The 25,523-nt window shown below is 61.0% G+C and carries 17 protein-coding genes; 10 read left to right on the forward strand and 7 right to left on the reverse strand.

From position 1 onward, the window contains the following. Positions 1-14 precede the first annotated feature (14 nt). From tssL to AC1RZR_RS30045, 7 genes are all read left to right on the forward strand, one after another. Positions 15-1,526, forward strand: a complete 1,512-nt coding sequence (tssL, locus tag AC1RZR_RS30015) for a type VI secretion system protein TssL, long form (protein WP_481826883.1) — start codon at positions 15-17, stop codon at positions 1,524-1,526. Between the two features lie 22 nt (positions 1,527-1,548). Further along, positions 1,549-5,112, forward strand: coding sequence for a type VI secretion system membrane subunit TssM (tssM, locus tag AC1RZR_RS30020; protein WP_481826884.1), 3,564 nt, complete (start codon positions 1,549-1,551; stop codon positions 5,110-5,112). Positions 5,113-5,268: 156 nt separating this feature from the next. After that, entirely contained in the window at positions 5,269-6,042 is a 774-nt protein-coding gene (locus AC1RZR_RS30025) for a PP2C family protein-serine/threonine phosphatase (protein ID WP_477273333.1), read from the forward strand. A 5-nt stretch (positions 6,043-6,047) separates the two neighbouring features. After that, complete coding sequence (locus AC1RZR_RS30030; RefSeq protein WP_481826885.1) at positions 6,048-8,483, forward strand: serine/threonine-protein kinase; 2,436 nt, start codon at positions 6,048-6,050, stop codon at positions 8,481-8,483. Positions 8,484-8,591: 108 nt separating this feature from the next. Beyond that, complete coding sequence (locus tag AC1RZR_RS30035; RefSeq protein WP_477273331.1) at positions 8,592-9,002, forward strand: DUF1036 domain-containing protein; 411 nt, start codon at positions 8,592-8,594, stop codon at positions 9,000-9,002. After that, positions 8,999-11,329, forward strand: a complete 2,331-nt coding sequence (locus tag AC1RZR_RS30040; RefSeq protein WP_481826886.1) for a M23 family metallopeptidase — start codon at positions 8,999-9,001, stop codon at positions 11,327-11,329. The genes AC1RZR_RS30035 and AC1RZR_RS30040 overlap by 4 nt, the downstream gene beginning before the upstream one ends. Positions 11,330-11,543: 214 nt before the next feature. Further along, positions 11,544-13,190, forward strand: coding sequence for a caspase family protein (locus AC1RZR_RS30045; RefSeq protein ID WP_481826887.1), 1,647 nt, complete (start codon positions 11,544-11,546; stop codon positions 13,188-13,190). 39 nt (positions 13,191-13,229) lie between these two features. Here the strand turns inward: AC1RZR_RS30045 and AC1RZR_RS30050 are convergent, their stop codons facing one another. Continuing rightward, positions 13,230-13,766 carry an OmpA family protein gene (locus tag AC1RZR_RS30050; protein ID WP_477274103.1) on the reverse strand — a complete coding sequence of 179 codons (537 nt, stop codon included), beginning with the start codon at positions 13,764-13,766 and terminating at the stop codon, positions 13,230-13,232. A gap of 194 nt (positions 13,767-13,960) precedes the next feature. On the opposite strand from AC1RZR_RS30050, the gene AC1RZR_RS30055 reads away from it, so the two are divergent. Continuing rightward, positions 13,961-14,536, forward strand: coding sequence for a DUF6931 family protein (locus tag AC1RZR_RS30055; protein ID WP_477273325.1), 576 nt, complete (start codon positions 13,961-13,963; stop codon positions 14,534-14,536). A gap of 66 nt (positions 14,537-14,602) precedes the next feature. Here the strand turns inward: AC1RZR_RS30055 and AC1RZR_RS30060 are convergent, their stop codons facing one another. The 3 genes from AC1RZR_RS30060 to AC1RZR_RS30070 form a co-directional block, all read right to left on the reverse strand. Further along, the gene (locus AC1RZR_RS30060) at positions 14,603-15,847 is read right to left on the reverse strand and encodes a caspase family protein (protein ID WP_477273323.1); all 1,245 of its coding nucleotides are present in this window, start codon (positions 15,845-15,847) and stop codon (positions 14,603-14,605) included. Between the two features lie 19 nt (positions 15,848-15,866). Beyond that, positions 15,867-16,976: an OmpA family protein gene (locus AC1RZR_RS30065; protein ID WP_481826888.1), complete on the reverse strand. Its 1,110-nt coding sequence runs from the start codon at positions 16,974-16,976 to the stop codon at positions 15,867-15,869. A 164-nt stretch (positions 16,977-17,140) separates the two neighbouring features. Then, positions 17,141-17,854 (reverse strand): class I SAM-dependent methyltransferase, encoded by a 714-nt coding sequence (locus AC1RZR_RS30070; protein ID WP_481826889.1) that lies wholly within the window; start codon positions 17,852-17,854, stop codon positions 17,141-17,143. A gap of 203 nt (positions 17,855-18,057) precedes the next feature. Here AC1RZR_RS30070 and AC1RZR_RS30075 point away from each other — a divergent pair, with 203 nt between their 5' ends. Further along, the gene (locus tag AC1RZR_RS30075; protein ID WP_481826890.1) at positions 18,058-19,947 is read left to right on the forward strand and encodes a sulfotransferase family protein; all 1,890 of its coding nucleotides are present in this window, start codon (positions 18,058-18,060) and stop codon (positions 19,945-19,947) included. 82 nt (positions 19,948-20,029) lie between these two features. Here AC1RZR_RS30075 and AC1RZR_RS30080 read toward each other — a convergent pair whose 3' ends face one another. Genes AC1RZR_RS30080 through AC1RZR_RS30090 form a run of 3 tightly spaced genes read right to left on the reverse strand, consistent with a single transcriptional unit; the run spans position 20,030 to position 24,501 of the window. Then, the gene (locus tag AC1RZR_RS30080) at positions 20,030-20,800 is read right to left on the reverse strand and encodes a glycosyltransferase family 2 protein (RefSeq protein ID WP_477273315.1); all 771 of its coding nucleotides are present in this window, start codon (positions 20,798-20,800) and stop codon (positions 20,030-20,032) included. A gap of 51 nt (positions 20,801-20,851) precedes the next feature. Continuing rightward, the gene (locus tag AC1RZR_RS30085) at positions 20,852-21,766 is read right to left on the reverse strand and encodes a UbiA family prenyltransferase (protein WP_481826891.1); all 915 of its coding nucleotides are present in this window, start codon (positions 21,764-21,766) and stop codon (positions 20,852-20,854) included. Then, entirely contained in the window at positions 21,763-24,501 is a 2,739-nt protein-coding gene (locus AC1RZR_RS30090; protein WP_481826892.1) for a hypothetical protein, read from the reverse strand. The genes AC1RZR_RS30085 and AC1RZR_RS30090 overlap by 4 nt, the downstream gene beginning before the upstream one ends. Positions 24,502-24,642: 141 nt before the next feature. On the opposite strand from AC1RZR_RS30090, the gene AC1RZR_RS30095 reads away from it, so the two are divergent. Next, positions 24,643-25,434, forward strand: a complete 792-nt coding sequence (locus AC1RZR_RS30095) for a sulfotransferase family protein (protein WP_477273309.1) — start codon at positions 24,643-24,645, stop codon at positions 25,432-25,434. Positions 25,435-25,523: the final 89 nt, after the last annotated feature.

A 25,523-nucleotide genomic window follows, 5' to 3' on the forward strand; every position in this document is an offset into this window, starting at 1 on the left:
ACGGACGATCGGCGATGAGCTCGAAGGACGACCCCTTCGGCCCGGCGGGCAAGACCGTCATTCGCGCAAGTCCACGGCGCGCGCAAAAATCGCCACCAGGTCCCGATCTGCCTGTCGCGGACGGAAGCCAACCTTCCCCGGTCAAGGATGCAACGGTGTTCGATCCTGGCTTCGGACCACATACACCGCCGGGCTGGACATCCGGAACCGTGATCTATCAAGGCGCGGCTTTGGCTGCCGCGGCGGGCGCCGGCTCTTCCGCCGCCGTGCCGACGCCGGCCATCGAGCAGGAGACCCTGCTGGGCGCCGCGGACATGGTCAAATACTCCGCGGCAAACCCGATACTCGCCGCGGCGGCACCTTTGCTGATGCTGTTCGGGCAGCTCAGGCTGATGTCCGTCGAAAGACAAGCCGAGCCACTGGCGCAACATGTCGCCGAGGCGATAGAAAAATTCGACCGCACAATGGAGAAGTCAGGCGTTCCCGAAGAAGATGCGCGGATTGCGAAATTTGCTCTGTGCGAAACCGCCGACGATCTCATCGGCAACCTGCCCTGGCCCAAGAGTGACGACTGGGCGCAACACAGCATGCTGCGGCAGTTCTTTCACACCGAGACCACCGGCACAGGCTTCTACGAAGCCCTGAACACGATACTGGCCATTCCCGAGACGCACTACGATCTGCTCGAACTGATGCATGCCTGCCTGTCGCTGGGTTTCGAGGGCCAGTATCGAGGCCTGACGCGCGAAGACAGCAATCTCGAACGCGTTCGACGCGACGTCTACGAAACGCTTCGCTATTTCAGGGCGCATGCCGGCGAAGACATCTCCCCGCACTGGCAGGGCCTGGCGGCGACGATGGCGCAGCCGTCGGCCCGCCTGCCGCTTTGGGTCGTAGCCGCAGCGGCGACGGCGCTGCTGACGGCGGCGTTCTTCGCATTGCGGGTCTTCATCACCAATGAAGGCGACGCCGCCGCCGGTGAATTGCTGGCACTCAACCCATGGACGCCGGTCGCCATCGAGCGCGCCAGCGTGGCGCCGTTGGCCGAGCCGGCGAAAGTCACGCCACCTGCAGCCACCGCGCAGATCGATCGCATTCGCTCGGCACTGGCCAAGGAAGTCGAAGGCGGTGGGCTGACCATCGGCACGAAGGGCGACTTCATCGTGGTGGAAATCAACAATCTCCTGCTGTTCCAATCCGGCAGGGCCGAGGCGAAGCCGGAATTCCAGCCTATTGCCGCGGACATCGCCGCGGCCCTGGAACCCGAGCCCGGACCAATCCGGATCGTTGGCCACACGGACAATGTGAAACCGCGAAAATCGAGCCCGTTCAAATCCAACTTCGACCTTTCCGTCGCCCGGGCGAAGGCTGTCGAAACGATGATGGCATCGAAATTCAAAGATCCCTCGCGACTAACGGTCGATGGCAAGGGCGAGGACGAGCCAATTGCCGACAATGCGACGCCGGAAGGCCGTGCCAAGAACCGCCGTGTCGATGTGATGATCCCCAGAGAGGAAACATTGTGAGCACGGCCAGGTGGAAGCGCCCATGACGCGTTGGCTGCTGCGGATGTTCAGCGTGACCGCGCTGGCCGGTTTCGCGGCGGCAGTGTGGTTTGCCGGGCCCTTGATCCGCTTCGCCGATACCCGCCCGCTCGGACCTGCCTGGCTGCGCGCGACGATCATTGGCGTGATCGTGGCGGCACTGGCGCTTTTCTACGGGGTGCGTTTCTGGCAAGCGAGAAAGGCGCAAAAAAAGCTCGAAACTATCGTTGCACACAACGACGACCGCGACGACGATTCGCGGGTGCTCGAAGCCCGCATGAATGAGGCCGTGGCGGCGCTCAAACGGTCGAGCGGCAAGCGCAACTTCCTCTACGAGATCCCCTGGTACGTCGTCATAGGTCCGCCGGGTGCCGGCAAGACAACGGCACTGGTCAATTCGGGTCTGAATTTTCCACTTGCCGGTTCGGGGACCGCCCAACCGGTGGCCGGCGTAGGCGGAACACGCGCCTGCGACTGGTGGTTCACCGACCAGGCCGTGCTGATCGACACCGCCGGACGCTACACGACGCAGGACTCCAATGCCGAGAGCGACAAGACGAGCTGGCTCGCCTTCTTGTCGCTGCTCAAGCGATATCGCACCAGGCAACCGATAAATGGCGTCATCCTGGCCATCAGCCTTGGCGATCTGATGAGCCTCGACGATCAGCAGCTTGATGCGCACGTGGTCGAGATACGCAGCCGCCTCAGGGAAATCCACGAGACGCTGAAAATCCAGTTCCCGGTGTATCTGCTGTTCACCAAGGCTGATCTTGTTTCCGGGTTCATGGATTACTTCGGCGGTTTCGACGAGCCGCGCAGGCGCAAGGTATGGGGCGCGACATTCCAGACCGCGGAACGCGACAGGAACATGGCCGCCGAGGCCCCTGCCGAATTCGACGCGCTGGCAAAGCGATTGGCAGACGAGATGGCCGACCGCCTCCAGGAAGAAGCCGATCCGGTCACCCGCATCTCCATCTTTGGCTTTCCGGTACAGTTCGGCGCGCTCCGGGGGCGAATTACCAGTTTTGTCGCCAGCCTGTTCGACCCGACCCGCAGCCAGGTGAACGTCAGCCTGCGTGGGCTCTACTTCTCGTCAGGCACGCAAGAGGGAACGCCCATCGATCAGGTGCTGGGCGCTATCGGCCGCAGTTTCGGCAGCGGTTCGAAAGCCCACCTTTCCGGCACCGGAAAGAGTTTCTTTCTGCACGATCTGCTGACGGACGTCATTTTTGCCGAATCCGGATGGGTTTCGTACGACAGATCGGCTGCAAGGCGTGCGGCAATCGCCAGATTCGGCGGCCTCGGCGCAATAACATTGGTCGCGGCCGCTGCACTGGGTACGCTCGCCCTGAGCTTCGCGGCCAACCGGTCGCTGATCGCCTCCACAACTGTGGCCATAGGCCAGTATCGCGAGACGGCGGCCCCGCTGCTCAAGGCGACCACGGTCACCGATGTCGACCTCGAAAACGTCATCGGCCCGCTCGACCAGTTGCGTGATCTGCCGGCCGGGTTCGAAACCGGTGACTTGCCGACACCGATCGAGGAGACGTTCGGCCTCAGCCAGCGGGAGAGACTTCTCTCGGCATCCAAAACGGCTTATCGGCAAGCGCTGGAACGAATGTTCCGATCACGCCTGCTGATCCAGGCCGAGCGGACGATCCAGGCCAAGATGGCTGATCCCGTCGCGCTCTACGAACCGTTGAAAATCTATCTGATGCTTGGCGGCAAGTCGCCGAAGGTCGATGACGCGCTGATCGTTTCCTGGATGAAGCAGGATTGGGAACAGAACCGATATCCAGGCGAAAACAACCGCGAAGGACGCGAGCAACTCGAAAAGCATCTGCGCGCCATGCTCGCCCTGGACGATGCTTATGATCCCGTCTTCCAACTCAACCAGCCGCTTGTTGAAGCCGCTCAACGCTCTCTCGGGCGCATGAGCCTTGCCGACCGAGCTACCGCATTGATCAAGTCGGCGGTATACGCGGCAGCGCTGGACGATTTTTCCGTCTCCCAGAAAGGTGGCCCGGAAGCACCGCTGCTGTTCGAGCGCATCGATGGCAGCGATCTGTCAGGTCTTCGTGTTCCCGGTCTCTACACCCATGCCGGCTTCAGCAGCTTCTATCTCCGGCAACTTTCGCACATGGCGCAGATGCTCGTCGACGAGCAGTGGGTTCTCGGTGGGGGCGGCGAACAAGGCGACATCGATCAGCAATTGCTCAAGCTCGGACCCGAACTTCTCGATCGCTACGGGAAGGAGTTCGCAGCGGCGTGGAACAGCGTTCTCGATCAGTTGAAATTCAAGGCGATGCTGACGGACAAGCCGCACTACATCGCGCTTTCAGCCGCTGCCTCGCCAACCTCGCCAATAAACCAGCTGTTTGCGGCGATCGCCAATGAAACAGCCCTGACGCGAGACGCAGGCGACGGCAACGGTCCCGGCGCCGAGACTGAAGCAGGCACGGCTCAAAACCAGCCAGGAAACGCCGCGGATTTCGCCAGGGGCCTGGCCCGCATCGGCATACAAATCGCCACGGGCAAATCGCAAAGCCGCGCCGGCACAGGGTCTGCCGCCATGCAGAACCTGAATCCAGGTGCGAACATTGAAGCGCAGTTCAGATCATTCCAGGCGCTTGTGAACGGCCCTGCCGGACACCGCCCGATCGACGCACTGACCCAGAACTTCAGCGATATCTTCCAGAGCCTGCAACTGGCAGCCGAAGTTCCTTCGCAGACCGAGCGGGTCAATACGAACCTGCAGCTGCAGATAGCCACTCTTCGCGCCAATGTCTCGCGCCTGCCCAGGCAACTCGGCCGGATGGTCAACGCGACGGCAGATGAGTTTGAAGGCAACGTCGCCGAAACCTCGGTGGCAAACTTGAACCAGCTACTCGACCAGACGGTCACGGCCCCCTGCGAGGCGGCGATCAACGGCCGTTATCCCTTTGCCGGCGACGGCACCGAGGATGTTGCCATGGCGGATTTCGCGAAATTGTTCGCCCCAGGCGGGTTGATGGACCGGTTCTTCGCACAAAATCTTGCATCGCTGATCGACATGACCGGACAGGACTGGAGCTGGAAACAGGATGCGCGTTTTGGACGCGACCTGTCGAAATCGACCCTGAAAGACTTTCAGCTGGCTGCGGAGATCCGCAGCGCCTTCTTTCCAGCGGGCGGTTCTGTGCCCTCGGTCAGCGTCACCTTCACACCGTTCTCACTGCATGGCGATGCCGATGCGGCGATACTCGACGTCGATGGTCAGATCGTCCAGAGCAACCAGACCGACAACGCACCGAGCACGGTGACCTGGCCGAGCGGTACGGCTTCCGCGTCCACCAGTCTAAGCCTGACGCCGGAAATGCCAGGCCGCGAATCCGCCATCAAGTTCGAAGGGCAGTGGGCACTGAAGCGGCTTCTGGACAAGGCCGCCATCACCAGCAACGACAGCAGCGTGCAAGCACGCTTCGTCATCGGTGGACGCGACGTTACCTATTCGGTCCAGACTGGCTCCGGCTCCAACCCCTTCTTCCTCCCCGCGCTTTCCGGGTTCAGCTGTCCCAAGGCGTTTTGAGATGGGGTTGATCTGGTCGACATGGCGCCGGTCCGTAGACCACCCACCCCAAAGCTTAGTTTTCGATACTTTAATGTTCGAGCCTGTGGCAAAGTGGCGCGAGCGAGCGCCCAAAGGTGCGCCGCAGAGGACGCTTGAGAAGCGCTTGGTGGCAAGTTGAACAATGTCGCCCTTCCCTTTGAAAGCTTCGGCGTGAGCCACAAAGGCTGTGTCCGTGAGCTCAATGAAGACAACTATCTGGTCGAGCCGCAAACCGGGCTCTGGGTGGTCGCTGACGGAATGGGTGGACATGACGCGGGAGAGGTCGCTTCCGCCAGTATCGTCGATCATCTGGCAACGATCGGCATAGCGAGCTCCGCACCTGATCTTCGGGCGCGCTTCGAGGACAGGCTGAGCAGGGCCAATGCCGAGATCCGCGGCATATCCGAATCTCGCGGCATAACCATCGGCTCCACCGTTGCCGCCCTGCTGGCGATGGATGGGCGGTTTGCCTGCCTGTGGGCGGGTGACAGCCGTGTCTATCTGATCCGCAACGCCTCGATCTCGCAGATCTCGAAGGACCACACCGAAGTTCAGGAACTCGTCGACAGGGGCATGATCAGCCCAGCCGAAGCGCTCACCTGGCCGCGCCGCAATGTCATTACGCACGCGGTCGGCGTCAGCGACGAGATCGTCATCGATTTCCAGCAAGGCGAAATCATGCCGGGGGACATTTTTGTGTTGAGCACAGACGGGCTGACGGCACATGTCACCGACGCCGAGATCGAGGCGGCGACCGTGTCCGCGACACCTCAGGCGGCCTGCGAAAACCTGCTGGAAACGGTGCTGGCGCGTGGCGGAACAGACAACGTGACTATCGTGCTTGTGAAGATCGGAGACGGGCGCGATGGGAAATCGCCCCGTCCAGATCCGTACAAGGCGGAGGGTTGAGGCTGATGAGCGCCGACGACAAGACGCGAATATCGGCGGGCGTGGCCAACACCGCCGTGGGCACGCAACTCAGCGGCATCTACGAGCTTGACGAGCGGATCGCATTCGGTGGCATGGGCGAGGTCTACCGGGGCCACAACATCCAGACCGGCGATCACGTCGCGATCAAGATCGTCCTGCCCGAGTTCGCCCGTGACCAGACGATCTTGTCCCTGTTCCGCAAGGAGGCATCGATCCTCAATCACCTGTCGCATGATGCGGTCGTGCGGTATCACGTCTTCACGATCGATCCCGGGATCGGCCGTCCCTACCTTGCCATGGAATTCGTCGACGGCGAGTCGCTGTTCGACATCATGCGACGCGGCGCGATGCCGACGGAAGAGGTGCGCAAGCTCTGCCATCGCCTCGCGTCCGGCCTGAGCGCCGTGCATCAGGCGGGAGCGATCCACCGCGACCTCTCCCCGGACAACATCATCCTGCCGGGAGGCCGGGTCGACCGTGCAAAGATCATCGATTTCGGTATCGCACGATCGGCGACAGTGGGTGGTGAGACACTGATCGGCGGAAAATTCGCCGGAAAGTACAACTACGTCTCACCCGAACAGCTCGGGCTCTACGGCGGCGACGTCAGCGAACAGTCGGACATCTACAGCCTGGGCCTGGTGCTGGTTGCGGCTTTGCGCGGCAAGCCGATCGACATGAGCGGGTCGCAGTTCGAGGTCATCGAAAAGCGCCGGACCGTGCCTGATCTCTCCGACATCGACGACGATTTTCGTGACATTGTTGAAGCCATGCTGCAGCCGGATCCGCAAGACCGGCCGATCAGCATGGCGGAAATCGCCAGGATGACGCGTGACGACAGCGAGGGGACAACGCCGCCGACTTCCACCACACCCCACCGGACGGGTTTGCCGCGAGCCGGGGGAACCCTTGCGCCGGACACCAGGACCCAGGCCCGGCCTTCCAATGTCGAGAGGCGCGACGCCTCGCCCGCAACGGGTGCAGGTGGACAGCCCTTCGTCCCGCATGTGCGGCCCGCGCATTTGTCCGAGGCGCGGCCTCCGGCGATCGCCGGTCCGCCACGCGCGGTCACCGCGCATGCACCTGGAAAATCCACAAAGACCCGAACCATGGCGATCGCCGCCATGGCGGCGCTGGCTGTCGCCTCAGGCGCTGGCCTGTATCTGGGCGGATTCATGACGCCTGCGACGCCGACGGCCGGCAAGACATCGCTTTCCGCGCCAGAGCCATCACAGCCCGCGGCAGAAACGTCAAAGCCCGCCCCCGCGGACAATGTCGCGAACGCCCCCGAGCCGGCAAAGGCGGTTCCGCCCGCGCAGCCGGAGGCCAGCGCACCGACAGCTGACAATCAGCAAGATGCCGCCGCGGCGCAAAAGCAGCAGCCGGCCAAGCCCGCCGAAGTCCACTCGCAGACCGAGGAGCCCGCGAAGCCGTCCGCAACCGACGCGCAGCCGACGCCCGAAAAACCATCGCCCGCAGTCGCGCCAAATACGATGACCAGCGACAGTCAAACGTCGGCTCCGCCTGACACGACCGCTCCAGCCCCGCCAGCAGCCGAGACGGTGTCAACGCCGCCGCCGGCTGAGCCAAAGGTTGTCGAGAGCCAAAAGCCCGAGCCACAGACCAGCCCGCCGGCAGCGCCCGCGCCGGCGCCCAAACCCACTGCAAGCCAGACGGATGTCGCGAACGCCGAGAGCCAAAAGGCTGCGTCGCCGGCAGCCAAACAGCCGGACCAACCAGTCGTCGCGTTGAACGTGCCCAAACCGGAGGTTCCCCCGGCCGTCGACGACATCGCGCAACGTGTCGCCTGGGTTCGCGACTTCGGCGGCGGCGACTGTTTCTACGCCACCATGACGTCGGCAACCGACAAGGCCGCCGCGATCGAAGGATTTGGAACGGCGGTCCAGCCATTCGAGCAGATGCTGGGCGATTTCCAGGCAAGGTTCCATGTCGAGCCGGACATCAGCGTCCGCCTCATTGAGCCAAGCCAATGCGAAGTCACCAACTTTCTGCGCTTTGTGGGGCAGACTGCGGCCGACAAGCCGCAGCTCGCTCTCGATCGGACATCGGTGCCGAACGGTACGCCGATCAGCGGCACGCTGGTGACGCGTGGCGGGCTCATTTCCAGCGTGCTGCTGATCGATCACAAAGGCATGGTGTTCAATCTCGACGACCGCATTGTCGCACAATCGGGCAAGGCTAGCTTCAGCATCCCGATTGGTCTCGGCGCCGCCGACAAGGCCGCCGGAAAGGCGGTGCCGCAGATCATACTGGTGATCACGGGGCCCCAGGATATCCAGGCGGCTACGTTCTCCACGCCCACGCCAGCTTCAGTGCTGCTGCCCAAGATCCTGGAAGAAATCGAGACCGACGGGTCTCAGTTCTCAGCCACTGCCAAGTATTTCCGGCTCGGCGGATAGCATGGGCGCCCGATGGAACGCCGCCGCTCGTGTTTGCCCAACTCGTCTGCCGACCTGCCCATAAAGCAGCGTGATCCGGTTCGAGCCCTGCTTGCGCTGACGGGCCGCATGAGGCTTGCGGTCATGGCGGGCGTGGCACTGCTGGCCGTGCTGTCATCCAGCGAAGCGCGCGCCGAATTCACCGTCTGCAACCAGACGCTCGACGTCGTCAATCTCGCCGTCGGCCAGAAGATCGACAATGCGGACCAGACCGACGGCTGGTGGACCATCGGGGCCAATCAATGCGTGAACGTCATCCGCGAGGAACTGACGAACCGCTACATCTACATCTATGCGACGGACGTGTTTGGTCATGCGATCCTCACCGGATCGACCGAAATGTGCATCGAGCGGCGCCGTTTCTCGATACGCGGCATCGACGAATGCTGGCAGCGCGGCCACATCGCGGCGCAATTTCTCGAAGTCGATACGCTTGAACAGGTGCGGTGGACCTTCTTCCTGACCGGAAGCAATCCGTGACGCACAGTATCGACACGAGCTTCAAGCAGAAAAAGCAGGCGCGCGCGGCCCTTCGCAGGCGCACGCTTTGGCGCAGGCTTGTTGCCGGTCTGGCAGTGGTTGTCCTGCTTTCGATCGCCGCCGGGTTCTACCTCACCGCGGACTACTGGTCGTTCGGCGACGAAGATGAGGAGTTGCACGCGGTCGAAGGAGTGGACGATGTGCCGGCCGATGCATCCGTCTATGTGCCTGCCATCATCGACCTCGCCGGGGATCCGATGTGGATCACGCTGGCGCCCGATGCCGGTGCCGCAACGAAGGGCCGAACGATGCCGCGCCCGGCGGAGCTCGATCAGGCCGGCGTTTCTCCCCAGATCGAAATTCTGTCCGACGTCATGCTGAGCGCCAGCGAGAAATTCATGACGACGATTCCATCCACGCAGGAGGATTTCGCATTCTTCCAGGCGCAACGAAAGACCGCTCCAGCGCCATCCGGCGATCTGCAGAACGATCTTGAGCCATCGCCGGAAGCGGGGGAACCGGCGGCAGCTTCGGACCAGAAGGCCGACGTCGACGATCCCGAAGCCGGCTGGGGTGAGACAATCGATGCAGGTGATGCAGCCCTTCCTGCATTCCAGAAGACCCAGATCGAAAACAACACGAGCGTCGCGGTCGTCACCAATGAGTATCAGCGGTTCGAGGCGACCGAAGACACGTTCGTGAAGATCCTCAACGACCGCAGCCTGGACAGCGTAATCCTGGATGCGCATTTCTCCGCCGACGATGCCAAGCTGGCAGGCGAGGCCCTGAAGGCGCTTTTCAACCGGGACGGCCTGGAACCCGGCTATGTCGTTGCCATGCGCGGGTTCAGGCCGACGCGCGAGACGACGACGATGTCCCTCATGCAGGTTTCGGTCTACGCCAAGAACGTGTTTGTCGGCACGCTGACGCGCAACGCCGCCGGCGCGTTCGTATCGGGTGTCGATCCCTGGGTCCGCGAAGACCTGTTCAACTATTCGGGCGCACAGGCGGAAGGCACGCACAAAAGGCAATATCGTCTGCTCGACGCGATCTACTCGACGGCGGCCCGCAACAATGTTCCGACCGGCGTGATCGGCGAAGCGATCATGTATCTCTCGAGAGGACAGGATCTGGACGCCTTTGCAAGCGAGGACCAGCGTCTTGTGCTGATCTATTCGCAGACGCCGCGCGGCAAGGACGAGGGTGCCGGGCGGGTGCTGTATGTGGGCGTCCAGGGCACCGAGAAAAGCCTCGACTGTTTCGTCTTCCAGCAAAGCGACGGCCAGTTTGCATGCGTTTCGGGTGACGATCAGGTTCGCTCGCTGACCGTCACCAACGGCATGGTCACGCCGGTCAACGGGGTCATGACCTCCACCTTCGGGCCACGCAAGCATCCAATTCTCGGGACCGTTCGCATCCACAAGGGCGTCGACTGGGCGGCGCCAGTGGGCACGCCGATCGCAGCCGCCTTCGATGGCGAGATCACCTTCCAGGGCGATGGAGGCAACTATGGCAATCTGGTGAAGATTTCGCATGGAAACGGGCGCGAGACGCGCTATGCGCATATGCAGAAATTTGCAATCGCGGCCGGTGTCGGCACCAAGGTGAAAGCCGGCGACATCATTGGCTACATCGGCACCACCGGCCTTTCGACCGGGCCTCACCTGCATTTCGAACTTTATCAGAACGGCGAGGCAATCGACCCCCTGGGCACGGTTACCGCGATCGCTTCGGACGATTCCGCCGTCGAAACGCTCACCGACCGTATCGTTCATGTCGAAAGTGGTGGCAGCGCTCGCGCCAAAAACCCACTTTCTTCAGCGACCGGCGCCGGTCAGTTCATAACGAAGACCTGGATCAGGATGATGAATACCTACCGCCCGGAACTTGCGCGCACGCTGTCAACTGCCGACCTGCTCGCCCTGCGCTACGACGCCACGATCTCGCGTGAGATGGTGCGCAATCTGGCACGCGAAGGCGAGGCCTACCTTCGGGCGCGCGGTCACCCGATCACAGCCGGCCGGCTGTATCTCTGTCATTTCCTGGGAATGGAAGGCGCGCATCAGGTGCTGTCGGCGGCGGGTTCGGCGCAACTGAGCGCCGTGCTGGGGTCGGCCGTCATCCAGGCCAACCCGTTTCTCACCGGCAAGACAGCCAGTTATGTGGTGGACTGGGCCGAAAGGAAGATGGGCCAAAAGCTGAGCCGCATGGCCACTGACGCCGGCCCGCAGACAACGACCACGGAGATCCGCCAGACATCGCCGGAATTCGAAAAATACAAGCAGGCCGTCACAGCCCTCATAAGCTCGATTCAGAATACGCTTTGAACCCGGCCGCGCGGTGTGAGCCTCCCGGACTATTGGTGTTCCTGCTGCCAAGTGTTATCATAGACAAAGTTTTTTCGGGCCGTTTGTGAACCAAAATCATGGTCAAGATCACATACGCCCAGGAGCCATTTTTTGGCACAGGCGACTCTGTCGCCGACGAAATTTAGCATGCGCAGACATCAATAGCGCGCCCTGATGGGCGGAGGGCTGGTCCATGAAAGCGTTAGCCGTCTTTCTGAGCGGGTTTATCCTGTTTTTCCTTGCCGCATTCGGCGCCCAGGCCGCCGCCGGCGCCGAGGCTGCCGCGCCCGACGCCAAGCGCGTCGCGCTGGTGATCGGCAACAGCAAATACGTCCATGCGGTTACCTTGCCCAATCCCGCCAACGATGCCCGCCTCATCGCGTCGACACTGCGCAATGCCGGGTTCGAGGTGATCGAAGGGGTCGACCAGGACAATGCAGGCATGCGCAGCCTCATCAGCCGGTTTACCGAGCAATCCTACGACGCTGACCTCGCGGTCATTTTCTATGCCGGCCACGGCATGCAGGTCGACGGCAAGAACTACCTGATACCGGTCGACGCCGAATTGACGTCGCCGGCCTTTCTCAAGACCCGCACCGTTCAGATCGACGATTTCATGGCTGCTTTGCCGCCCGACCCGGCGGTTGGCGTCATCATCCTCGATGCCTGCCGCGACAATCCGCTGGCAAGAACGTTGGCCGCCGCGATGCCGAAGAGCCGCTCCACCTCGTTGGGTACCGGTCTGGCGCCGGTCGAAGCAAAATCTGACGGCGTCGGAACCGGCGGCCTCCTGATTGCCTATGCAACGGATCCTGGCGCCATCGCTTTCGACGGCAATGGGGTCGACAGTCCTTACTCGACGGCGCTCGCCAGGCATCTGACCGAACCCGGTGTCGAAATCCAGGGTGCGCTGACGCGCGTGCGCGGCGAAGTGACCGAAACCACGCAAGGTCGCCAGAGGCCCTGGCATAACGCGTCGCTGGGACGCGAGGTTTTCCTGGGAAAACCCGTCGCGCCAGCGGCGCCGGCTGCAAATCCCATGGCCGACGGATCGAATGGCGCGGCGACATCCCCTCCTGCCCCTGTTGCCAGTGATCCTCCTTCCTGGGAAGTCGAGCAACGTCTTTGGGATGAGGCTTCGAAGCGCAATTCAATTCCGTTCTACGAGGCCTATCTCGACCAGTTTCCGAACGGTCGCTTCGCCACCGTGGCGCGGCTGAACATCGACGAATTGAACGACCCGAAAGCCCAGAACCGGCAGGTCGCGGCACTCGATACGGACCAGGCGAACGCCAGTTCCGGCTCTACCGTGCGCACCTCGGTCGGCGTTCCGGACGAGGTGAAGCAAATACCGGGCACCGAGTTGACCGAAAGTGCGATCGGCCTCGATCGCCAGGGCCGCATCGACCTGCAATTGCGCATCGAAGCGTTGGGCAATGAGCTTGGGCGCATCGACGGCACCATAGGCCCACAGACCCGTCAGGCGATCGGCATCTGGCAAGCGAAGAACGGTCTCCCGCAGACCAGCTATTTGACGCGCGAGCAACTGGCGTTCCTGGTGATCCAGACAGATCCAATGATGGAAGGTGTGCGGGCCAGGCACGCTGCCGATCAAGCCCGCACGGCGCAGCCGAAAAAGCAGGTGGTGCAGAAGGTCCGCACGCCGAAGCCGGTGGCACAGAAACCCCGCAAACAACAGAAGGTCGTTCAGAAGCGGCGCAACCGCGAGACTATAGTGCGGCAGGATGATCTTCCGCCACCCCAGGACAACAATGACTTCCTCACCAAGGCGCTGATCTTCGGCACCGGTGTGGCCGTAGGCGGCGTGCTCAAGGACTGACCGCCGGCGTTCCAAGGATCGCCGTGCGGTTTTGGGCGGCTATTGCGTCTTTATCCGCATTTCCACACGGCGGTTCACAGGATCGTACGGGTTGGGGCTGCGCGGATTTTTTTCACCCATGCCGATCGCGTTGATGCGCGCAGTCTCGATGCCGCTGGCCGTCAGGAAGGCCGTCACCGATTGCGCCCGTCGCTGAGACAGCCCCTCATTGTAGCGGGCCGAACCGGAAGCGTCGGTGTATCCCTCGACGACGAAGTTGAAAGTGCTCAGCCGGTTGTCCTTCAGGGCTTTGGCGAACTCGCCGAGTTCCGCGCGCGCGGTCGTGTCGAGTTCGGCCGAATTCAGCCCGAAATTGATCAGCATGTCGAGGCCGGATTTTTGTCCTGCTGTGTCACCTGCCTTGCTCTTGCTTTTGCACTCCTCCTCGGAGCCGACACAAATTCCCCGCGACTTGCCGAGATCGGCCGCACCGGCAAAAAACTTCACAATGTCTTCTGATTTCTGAACGGGGTCGGCGGAAGCGTGGGTCGAGAAAAACACGACCGCCAACACAAAGGCTGAACTGCTCCACTGCATAGCGGCTCCTCCTGTTTGAGCACCAGATTTCGAGCGGCTGCGATCATACCAAATTCCGAGGCAATTGTCTGTCGCCAAACGCTGAGGCACGACGCTGCCGACCGACAGTTGTTGCCGCGCCGCGGGTTGAGACTTGACCCGCGCCCCGCCGGGGGCTTGAGTGGCCAAAGCTCCTCGATGAAAGCGTGGCGGTCATGGCCAATGGGCTCCGATTCAAAACGGCACGGGATCTTTTCATGGCTTGTCCCGCTATTGCCCGGGACATGCGAACCCTTCCAACCGAACAGCACCCGATCGAGTTCTGCCGCGACCTCCTCGCCGGGCGCGTTCCCGAGGAAGCGATTACATTCTGTGCCTACCTGCTTCCCGAGCGGGCCGCGGTGTGGTGGGCCCATGAATGTTTGAGCCACCTGACCGACCTGTTCGATGAGGCCGATCACGAGCTGCTGGCGCTTGTTCGCGACTGGGTGGGCGAACCGGACAGTCCCCGTCATCGGGCAGCCGTCAGCACGGCCGCGGCGACATCGCCAACAACGCCGGTCGGCTGGATTGCCCTGGCCGCGGGATGGCGTGACAATGGTTCGGCCATGGCCGCGACGGAATCCGCCTTGCAACCATTTCCTGCTGCCCATGCGGTCAATGCGGGGATTCTGGCCGGACTGGCACGTGTCGCGCTCGCTGACCGGTTTTCCGTTCTTTCTGCATTTGTCGAAATGGGCATCCAGATGGCCGAGATCGAGGCGCTGCGCCAATCAGCGGATGCATACTAGAGCTTAAGGCGTGTCGCGTTCGAACGGATTCGGGCGACGCGCTTCAGGTCTTTGTGGTTCTGCCGGCTACTTGCAGCCACCTTGAGCCCACTTGGCGAGTGCCACCTTGAAGCGTGTCCCAAGCGGATGCTGCAAGCGCAAAACAGAGACATCGTTGGAGGCGAAATTTTTCGCCTGTTCGCACAGCCGTGCTTCGTTCCATTCGTGGCAGCCGTCGCAGTGCTTGCCTTCCCATACCGACTTGTCGAGCCCCTCCACCGGACTGAAGCGTGGCTTGCCCTTGATGAGCTCGGCAATGCTCTTGCCATCGATTTCCGGATCACCGAAATCGATAGGGTGGTCGAAAAAGATGGGGTCGTCCGAGGCAAGCTTCGGGATCTTCTGACGAAGCACATTGAGTGCAAGTTGGGTGTCGTCGCCGGAGCCCGACGGATTTGCCGTGGCATTGCGCACATCCGAGCCGCCTTCCGGTTGCGGCGCGCTCGCCTCGCCGACGATCAGCGGCGCGTTGAGATCGATCTTGTGCAGGACGACCTCGGTGGTCAGCGAGACATTGATCCAGGGCCGCTGTTTGCCGGCGGTCGCCTTGAAGACATCGGCGGTAACACGGTTCATCGCTTCGGTGATGGAAACATTTGTTTCGCCCATGTGCGCGAGCAGCGCCGAGGCGAACGGCGAATGTTCGCCCGATCCATCATAAGCGACCTGGTTGGGGCTGGTGGCGAACGCGACCAGCGTGCCGGCGCCGCCATTCTCGATCGGGATTTCGGCAAGGCCGCTTCTTGCTCCCTTGACGCCGGCGGCCTTTGCCAACACCTCGGCAAGGGGATTGTCACGACACGCATCGAGGAAAATCAGCCTGATGCTGGTCTCGCGCGACATTTGTCGCAGGACGAAATCCACCGGCACCGCCTCGAAATCCAGCGACGTCTCGTCCTCGAGTGCTGCATCGACCGGAAGAAGGTAGTTGCTGCCTGAAACCTGCAACCCGTGGCCGGCATAGAAGAAAAGGGCGATGTCGGCGCCACGCACCTGCTTTGCGAACTGTGCAATCGTCGTCTGGGTCTGCAATTTGGTCAGATCGAAGCCGGAAACGACTTCAAAATCCAGGCTCTTCAGGCGTTCGGCCATTGCCTGGGCGTCGCGTACCGGATTGGTCAGCGCCGGGGCATGCTCATACTGGGAGTTGCCAAGGACCAGCGCAACGCGGCGTTCGGCACTGGCGGCCGACAAGGTCAAAAGCAGTGCCAGCGCTACGAGCCCGATGCCGCGCATAAGGCCACCGCAACGGGCAATCAGATCGACACCCACCGGGACAACGGATCCTTCCTCAGTTGACGAGCTTGGTGGCGGAAAACTCGATCCGCCGATTGAGCGCCTTGTTCTTCGGCGTGTCGTTGGCGGCAACTGGCCGATCCTCGCCATAGCCGGTCGCCGCGATCTGCGTGCGAGGAATGCCCGCGGCAACAATGGCGTCGGCAACCGCCTCGGCCCTGCGCTCCGACAAGTGCTTGTTCTCGACAGGCGACCCATCGGAATCGGTGTATCCGGAAACCTCGACCTTCAGGCCCGGGCACTTGCCAACGACACCGACGACCTCCGTGAGCAGCGGGCGGCTTTGGGCATCGAGCCGCGCGCTCGCGGTTCGAAAGTAGATAGCCCCGGTGCGCGAAAGCACCGCGAACCTGTTGAGGCACTCCTCGTCGCTGAAGTTGGTCTTCGCCGCATCGGTGGCGACAGGGCCGACATCGGCCGCGCTCGCCGCGACGGGCTGGGGAGCAGCCGACTTGCTGCCGTCAGCGGTGAACACGAAATCGAACGACACCGATGCCGTCGGAACAATGTTGGTCACATTGGCCGCCTGCTGGAGTTTGTCGACGTTCGGCAGCAGCCCAAAGTCTTCCACATGCACGGCGACAGGAGCCTCCGAAGCGACCGATACCATGTTGTCGCTGATCATGGTCACGACGATATTGGCCTCGAGATCCTTGTCGACCCCGTGCAGGTTGAGACGGAACGGAAGAACCGCCTTCACGCGTCGCTTGCTCGCCAGGTCGGCAAATGCCGCGGGATCCACCTTGGCGGTCAGTTCGGCCGACGGAAACTTGAATGTCTCGAAGAAAAGGAACCGCATGCGGACATTGCGAAGGTCGACCCCCGTATCGACCGAATTGAGGTCGAAGGTGACCTTGGCATCACCCGTCGAGGTAAGGCTGCCGGAAATATTCCTGATCTTGTTGGTTTCGACGATCGTGTTCTTCTTGACCGACTGATAGGTGAGCACCGAGGCGGTCGGATCAAGCGTCCAGTTCGGTTGCGCGTTCGCGGTACCCAGTCCGGGCAAAAGCAACACGGACAGAGCAACGATCAAGCCAAGTGCCTCTATGGCGAGCCAGCTTCTCGAGCGTGTTTTCCACCAGAACCCGACGACTTCGAACATGGAACCCCCCTGCCTACGACAACAGACTTCCGTATCGACATCACGACCATGCGGTGCCGGCAGAGAGCATAGAACACTTGCTCTCGCTTGGCGAGCATCTCCGCTGATGGCCGGGATCACTTCAAATGCCTAAGGAAACGGCCTGGCCAGAAACCATCCGCGTTTCAAATCAGGCCATAAGCCAGCCCCGTCTTTTCCCCTTTTGCTTGACCGCTAACGGAAGCGTCCACCATCAGGCGCTTGCCCCAATCGTCATCCCGATCGATCTGAAAGCCGGTGTCCCGCAACATGGCAAAGAGGCATTCCCTGTTGGGGGCCCAGAAATTGGTGATGTCGCCGGCAAGTGTGCCGGCTTCGTAGTACTTCGCGACCGCCACGCCGGGCATCAGGTCCGGTTCGAACTGCGTTTCAACAAGCAGGCGGCTCCGACACAGCCGGGAAACAATGTTCAGCGCGCGCATCATGTCGGGCAGATGATAGAGAACGCCCAGAAACAGCACGAGATCGAACTCACCGATATCCGAGCCGGGAATGTCATACAGGTTCATCTGCCTGTAATCGAATTCCAAACCGGTCAGTTGCTCCATGGCTTCAAATCCGTGGCCATTTTTGGCCCGATAGTCGACTGCCGTCACCTGCGCTCCACGACGAGCCATGTGCATCGAAAAGAAGCCGTCCGAGGGGCCGATGTCCAATGCCCGCAGGCCAGTCATATCGGCAGGCAATCGCAGTTTTTCGAGCAGGAACCGGGGATCGTAAGAGCCCGGAGTGACCACACCCGGGAACACTTCAAATTTGTGGTGCCAATGCGGCACCGTTGAAACGATCGCCTGGGCTCTGTCGCGGTCACCGGAAGATACTGGTGCTGTTGAGTGCATCTCTCTAATCTCCAATCCAAGTCCTGTTTCAATCAGGAGATGAAAGTATGACCCGGACGTCATATGTCGGTTACGCGCGCCAGGCGGCGACTATGCATGCGGGTGCTATCGTTGCCAACAACTCAACTGGTTTCCCGTATGGCCCTGCCCGTCCGTAATGTTCGATCGCGGTTAAACACCAAGCGCCTATCCCTGGAAGTCTCATGACCAGCAGAACCGCCATAGTCGTCGTAGGGATGCACCGCAGCGGCACCTCTGCGCTGGCGCGCATGCTCAGTTTCCTCGGCGCCTCCTTGCCGCGCAACCTCAATCCGGCGGGATTGGGCAACGTGACCGGCCATTGGGAGCCGGAAGGCGCTGTTCGCCTCAACGATGAGATCCTGGGTCTGGCCGAATCGCCCGAAAACGATGTCCACGGACCCTCCAGCGAATGGCTGCAACGGCCTGCGGCACAGGCCTTTGTCGACAGGCTGAAAGATCTGATTACCGATGAATACGGCGACGATCCGCTTTTCGTGCTGAAGGATCCGCGGATCTCGCTGCTGTTTCCCTTGTGGCGCGTCGCGCTGGCCAAACTGGAAATACGGTGCGTCGCAGTCGTCATCTCGCGCAATCCGGTGGAAGTCGCGCTCTCGCTGGCGAAGCGGCAGAGCCTGGGAGGCGACTGGCAATCCTGGCCTCTGGAGCGAGGGGGCCTGCTGTGGTTGCGGTACAATCTGGCAGTCGAGGAACACACGCGCGACGTCGACAGGGTTTTCTGCGACTATTCGACGTTGCTGGACGACTGGAGATCGGTCGCGCGCCGGCTGAGCGATGAACTCAAGATCGCGTGGCCAAAATCCATACCGGATGCTGCTGCCGAGATCGACGGCTTTCTGTCGCGGGAACTGCGCCACCATCAAGAGCCTGAGGACCTGGATTGCCGGCAGGGCGTGTGGTCTGCATGGATCACGCCGATCTTTTCCGAACTGCATGGCGCCGCCGCAGGCCGTACGCCTGATCCTGCCGTATTCGACGCGGTGAAGCAGTCGTTCGACGATGTCCATGCCGGCATTCAGCATCCTCCTCCCCCGCAGCGATCGTCAGGGCGTCCTCGCCTGCGCGTCATGCGGCGGGGCACGGGCCGGCGGAAGCTGTGCTTTGTCGGCGACCTGTTCTGGAAACCTGTCCAGGGTGACGGCGCGGCGAGAGCGGCGGTCGACGCCGCCATGGCCGCCGACATCGACATGTCCATCGTCGACATCGGCGCTTTTACCGAGGCGGACGAGAATGCCTTCGTGGACTTTGCCGAAAGCCATTCCTTCGACGTCGAATATCTCGACGTGGACGGCCCGCTGATCCAGCCGTCCCTTCTGGCCTCAACAATCCAGTTGTTGAGGCACCTCCGCGCCCAGCATTTCGACGCCATTCTTTTTCAGAACCAGGATGGCCTTGGCTATGCCAGCGGCGTGGCAAAGCAGACCGGAATGGCCTTCGACGGTGTGTCTCTGGCCGTTGTGGCCGCAGGGAGTTCCGACTGGATCAGGCAGCAGAATGGCGAGGTCCCATCGAGCCTGGTGACAATCGGCATCGAGCATCTGGAAAAAATGGCGCTCGAGCGAAGCACCGCCCAGGCGATCATCGCAGCCAACAGCAATGCGCTGAAGGGCGAGGTGGGTCGATATGTTCACAGCTTGCAGGTGACCCTGGAAGAGCGATCGCGAAGTGCCGAGGAGTCCGCGCGTTACGCCAGTTCCCTGGAAGAAACACTGGTCCGACTACGGGAGGCGAACGAAGCCGCGGCCGAATACGCCAGAAGCCTCGAACAGTCGCGGGCTCAGAGCGAAGAGGCCGCCGACGGCGATACTTTGAAGGGCGAGGTTAGTCGATACGTGCACAGCTTGCAGGTCACGTTGGAAGAGCGATCGCGGAGTGCCGAGGAGGCCGCGCGTTACACGAGCTCCCTGGAAGAAACATTGGTCCAGTTGCGGGAGGCGAACAAAGCCGCGGTCGAATATGCCCAAAGCCTCGAACAGTCGCGGGCCCAGATCGAGGCGTATGCCAAGACGCTTGAGGCAGAACTGGAGAAAATCAACTCAGCTGCAGAGAGCTGACAGCAAAAAGGCCAGCGCTCACCGCACGCCTTGATTGGGCCGGGACCAATCAACCATCGCAGCCGAGCCGGCGCCGTTCGGTTCAGGAAAAGAGCCGAAAGCGGGCGAGATACCAGATTGCCTTGACGCCATCGCGCCATCCGATCTTCTTGCCTTCCTCGTAGGTGCGGCCGAAATAGCTGATGCCCATCTCGTAGATACGCCAGCGGCCAGCACGCGCGATCTGGGCGCTGAGCTGAATTTCACAACCAAAGTCGTTGCAGGTCAGGCGCAGCCGGCTCATGACGTCCCGCGTGAACATCTTGTAGCAGCACTCGATGTCGGTAAGCGTCTGATTATAAAGGAGATTAAACGCCAGGGAGATGAAGCGATTGGCCAGATAGTGGTGGAAATAGAGCGAGCGATGAGGCCGGCCGTAGAAACGTGAGCCGTAGACAACGTCTGCAATTTTTCGCCTGACAATGAGGTCATACATAACGGTCCAGTCCGCGGGATCGTATTCAAGGTCTGCGTCCTGGATGACTATGACGTCGCCTTTGACTTCCGCCAGCCCGGTCTGCAATGCAGCGCCTTTTCCGCTATTTCTTTCGTGATAGAACAGCCGCACCGTGACGGGGGCAATCGCCGGTTCGTCCGCGAAGACGAGACCACCGTCGACGCCGACGGTTAGAGACGTAGCGTAGCGGGAACCGGTTGGAAAATTGGCCTTGAGCCACTCGCGGGTGCCGTCGGAGGAGCCGTCGTCGACGACGATGATTTCCTTCGCCACCGCGGGAAGTGCCGTACTCACCATCGCCAAGACGTGTGGCAATGTCTCTGCTTCGTTGAAGACCGGTACGATTACGGAAAGCATGGAACCTCGAGGCCGTCGGGTCAGCTGTTGCGGTGGAACCGACACTGCCGGCTAGGACAAAGCGACCATCAGGATCATGACGATGCCAATGATGGCGAAGAGCGCCCGGTAACACCGTTGCAGTCGACGGAGGTTGTCGGCAGTGAGGCCGGCCCGCATGGCGCGGCAGGAAGCCCACAGATGTACCGGAATGAATACAGCGGCAAAGACGAGGACGTGCGGAACGAACCCGAGCGCGGCCAACGCGGCAACGAACGCATATGCCGAGATAAAAAGGACGAGACCTGCGACAAAACTTCTGGTCTTGCCAAACGCCACAGCGTTCGTCCGTATGCCGTTGAGCAGGTCAACGTCATAATCGCGCGCCTCATGCGTGAAATGGCCGGCGGTGAATACCAACCCAAAGAAACAACTTACGACGAGGCCCTGTGCGTCGATCGCGCCAAAAGCCGCATAGCCGAGCAGGAAATGTGCGCAGCCGCCGAAAAAATGCAGGGCCGAGTTGAAAAGCGGCGCACCCTTCAAATGCAGGGTGGGGCTGGAATACAGAGCGCTCAACCCGGCGATCGCCATTGCAGCAACGAGTGCCCTAATGTTTATCAGCCCAAACAGGAGCAGACTGATCGCCAGCAATGAGCCGGCAAGATAGCCGACTTCCGTACGCGTCAAACCTTTTGCCGCGAATGTTCGGTTGGCTCGGTCCGGGTCTCTGAGGTCTCCGTCGATCCCTGACCAGTCGTTGAGAACAAACACATGAGCCATCAGGCAGAAATTGCCGGCTATCATCGTGGCCACGGTCAGAGCATGGCTCGCCGACAGCGCTCCGATTGAAAAAACCGCACCGATGATCGGAGTGGCCTGAAGTGCTGCGACTTCATCGAAACGGATACAAGAGAACCAACGGAACAGTAGCTGTACCGCCCGGGGGCGACTTTGACCGACTGTTTCGCTCGCGATTTGCGTCACTTCTCACCACATTTTTGTTCCGAGCCGCCGGAACCACAAGGAAGCTTTGATAGCATACGTTCGTTCTCGAAATAGAGCCGCAACCAGAGCGCATATCCGAAATCTTGCGACCAATAGAATCGCTTCACCGTCGCGGTGAGGTCATTGTGATACAGCAGCGGAGGCGTATGGCTCATCAAGGAAAAGTCATCCGCGGCGATATCGGTCAGCAGGTCGGTCGTACGCTGGTAGGCAGCATATGAGCCGGCTTGGCTTTCCACCTGCCGAAGCTGGTCGGCGGCGCGCAGCCAGATCTCCTGTCCAGGAATTTCGGTGCGCAGTCGCGCTTGGGGAAACTGCGGCGAGCAGCCGGCCTTTTCCAGGTCTGCCAACCGCAGAGTGATCATGAGCGGTGCACCGGCGTAGTAGACCCAGATATCGTCGTCGCCCGCTTTTTTCGCGAGCGCTTCGCACAGCGAACGCGCGGCCGGTTTGTCCACCTGTTCGAGAAACAGGAATAGATGCATCTGGATCCCGACATCCGCCGGATTGGGGTCGCGTCCGGGATCGAGGCATTGATATTTGTCACGTGACGCGAGCCAGGTCCGGTAGAGTCCGTCAGGCCGCCTGAACTGCGTTATGGTGGCAAGCGCGGGTTGCAGCAGTTCACTCTTTTCGCTGGGCGCGACCCGCCATGCCAGGGCGGTGTCATCGGAATCGGGCGTGATGGCGCAGCCGAGAGTGCCGATCGTGGGCGCATCTGGTCGGCCGTGGTATCGAACAAGGCCGGTTTGTTCGATCTGAGCAGCCAGGAACTGTCGTGCCCTTGCAAGCATGTCTTTCGCGCCGGCGGCTTCGGCGACAGGGCTGACGACATCAAGCATGATGGCGTTGAGGTAGGTATTGAGTTCCTGGCGCGGCTGCTCAAATCGCGTTGCGCTCGTATAGGAGGTCAGCCAATAGCCGCCGGCCTGCTGATGGCCTGCGAGCATCTGCCCGGCGCGCCGTGCCGCACTTGGCAGATCCGTCACATGCTCAAGTGCCTCATTGTCCGGCGCCAGGAAGAAAGAGGTCTGCTTCAGCAGACGAGGCTCGCCACCCTCGGTGGCGCGCACCAACACCGCCAACAGATGCTCTCCCGGGTTTACCTGGTCGATTGGGATGGTGACGCGCCACCCGGCCGGGCTCGCCTGGCCGAGCGCCTTCTCGACATCGGCACGGGCAAAGAATTCCCTGGTTCCAGCGACCGGCCGGCCATCGATCAGCACGGCGACGTCGCTGGGAGAGTGGTCGTTGGTGAGCGACCATCCAAGGATCTCAAGCTGCCCGCCGCCGGTCCCTTGACCGATGGGCGGGACATTTACGGCATCGATGTTGCCACGCAGATCGACAATCAGATCGGCTTGGACACGCGGGTGACTGAGTTCGGCGATAAAGGCTGCGTTGTGGATGTCCCAGGCAGGTCGCATTCTGTCAGGTCCGTCGGCGGTGACGATGGGGGTGTCGGCGATGCCGGTGTACCAGAAGGCACCGATCGTCTGCATCGAGATCGCCACAAGTGATGCAAGCCCGAATGCAACACGCCCTTTCCGAGATAGAGCCTTCACGACAGGTGGAAGCATCCACATCAGCATAGGCAGCATGTCGGTGAGCCATCGAGGCCCCCAGGACACGCCCTGCCTCCAATCGATCATGGCGTAGAGAAGCAATTGCACGATCATGGCGCAACCAACGGCTACCGTCAGTCCTCGTCCTGAGCGCTCGACAGCGACGCGACGAAAAAACAAGGGAACGAACAGCAGGAACGGTGAGAAGACGAAGAGGCCCCGGGTCGGACTGATAAGAAGGCCTGCAATACCGCCCATTATGCTGTCGTTGAAATTTTCGGGCCGAACATGAACCGCATAGGCCCCTGCAACATTGCCGACGAGCATGATATTGTAGGCGAGGGTCAATGCGACGGGAACCATGCCCGACAAAACGAATAACGATCTTATGCGGCCGGCCCACCACAGGCCATAAATACCCAGACCCGCCGCCAGTATGGCATCGGGCTGGCGGTTCGCCGCGATAAGCCCGCAAAGCAGTCCTGCCAGGACGACCCGCAATGCCGTGCTTGGTCCCGTGAGCAAAAGCATGGCGGCCACGACCAGCAACTGGGCGAGCCCATGCATCCAGAGGGCTTGGCTGCTGATGACCCATGTCGTCGTGCCAAATGCGTAGAGCAGGCTCAGGATGGCGGCCCACCCTTCATCCGTCCGTCGTCGCAGGAGCAAATAGAGCAGACCGACGGACACCGCCGCCAACGAAGAAGCGCAAAGCTTTTCCATGATCCGGGCGACTTCGTCGAACAGCAGCGGGTCGGAACCATGGTGGTTCAGATAAATGACTGCCGGCAAATAGAATGGGGAGAGGATGACGGGAACGACAATGGGAAATTTCGATACATATTGGTCTCCCCGCACCTTCAGAACCCAGTGTGCGGTGTCACCCTTATCCTGCGTGGCTGGAGGTTTTCGCCCCTGAGCCACCATGGTTAGAATTGGATTCAAGGTCAGGCTGTGATTCTGCCAGATCGAAAAGGGCAGGTAGCGCGCCGCATAGCTGTCGGCCGCGGTTATCGAACGCAGGTTTGCGTTGTAGATCAGGAAGGAGAGGAGCCCAAGGAGCAAAGCCATTGCAAAATCGCGAGCGCGAATGCGCCGAAAAGCCGGCTCCGATACTGCCGGGACTTGCGCCGTAATTGCCGCGGTCACCTATAATTTTCCCATTCCATACTTTCTATCGAAGCTCATAGTGGCGCGCGCGGCGCTCGACAATGATCGCCTTGGCGCGTCAACAGGAACATTAGGAATATTGAAGCCACGCTTGGTCGCCGGCTTTCCCGGGAGGCAAATTTGCCAGCATTGAAGACGCCCACCTCAAGGCGGGCAAATCTGATTGGGATCGGTGCGCCACGGACTGCGACGAGCAGCCTGGCAAGGATGCTGAGCGCTACACGAGACGTCTTTGTACCCGAAGAGAAAGAAGTTAATGGCTTCGGCATCGACGATGACGTCACCGACGCCCGCTACGATATGCACTTCACCGGGGCAGCGATCGACCACCGCTATCTCGCCGACATCTCGCCCGTCTATCTCTCAAGTGCGCAGGTGGCGGAGCGTATTAGATCTTACAATCCGGAAGCAAAAATCATAGCGACTCTCAGGGATCCGGTCAGCCGTGTGATTTCACAGTACCGGCACATGAAGGGCAAGATCGACGCATCGCTGGGTCCGGACCTAAGCCTGGACATAAATTCGTACATAAAGAATGGCTTGATTGAGATCAGCAGTCATAGAGCGCAGGATAATTCCTGGTATTCTGCATCTACGAACATCGTTCACTCTTTCTACGGCAGGCATTTGCGGCGTTATTATCAATCCTTTCCCCGAAAACAAATACTGGTCTTGATTTATGAGGACCTGATCCATTCGCAGCCTTTGTGCGCGAAGGGGGCATGGGAGCAACAATTACAGCGATTTCTAGGCGTCGGGGTGAACCAGCAGTACTGGGACAATCGCGCGGAAGGCTTCGAAACGGAAATCGCCGACGACGTAGCAGGCGATTTGAAAAAGCTGTTCGCGGCCGAGGTTTCCACAGCCAGCGACCTGATCGGTCGCGATCTGGTTGAGCTATGGGGATACTAGTGCATGATCCCGAAAAGTGGAATCCGGTTTTCTCTGGTGATCATGCTCAAACGCAGAGATAGAGCGATTCCATCGGGATGGAACAGGCT

It is taken from the genome of Mesorhizobium bavaricum (genome assembly GCF_056781655.1).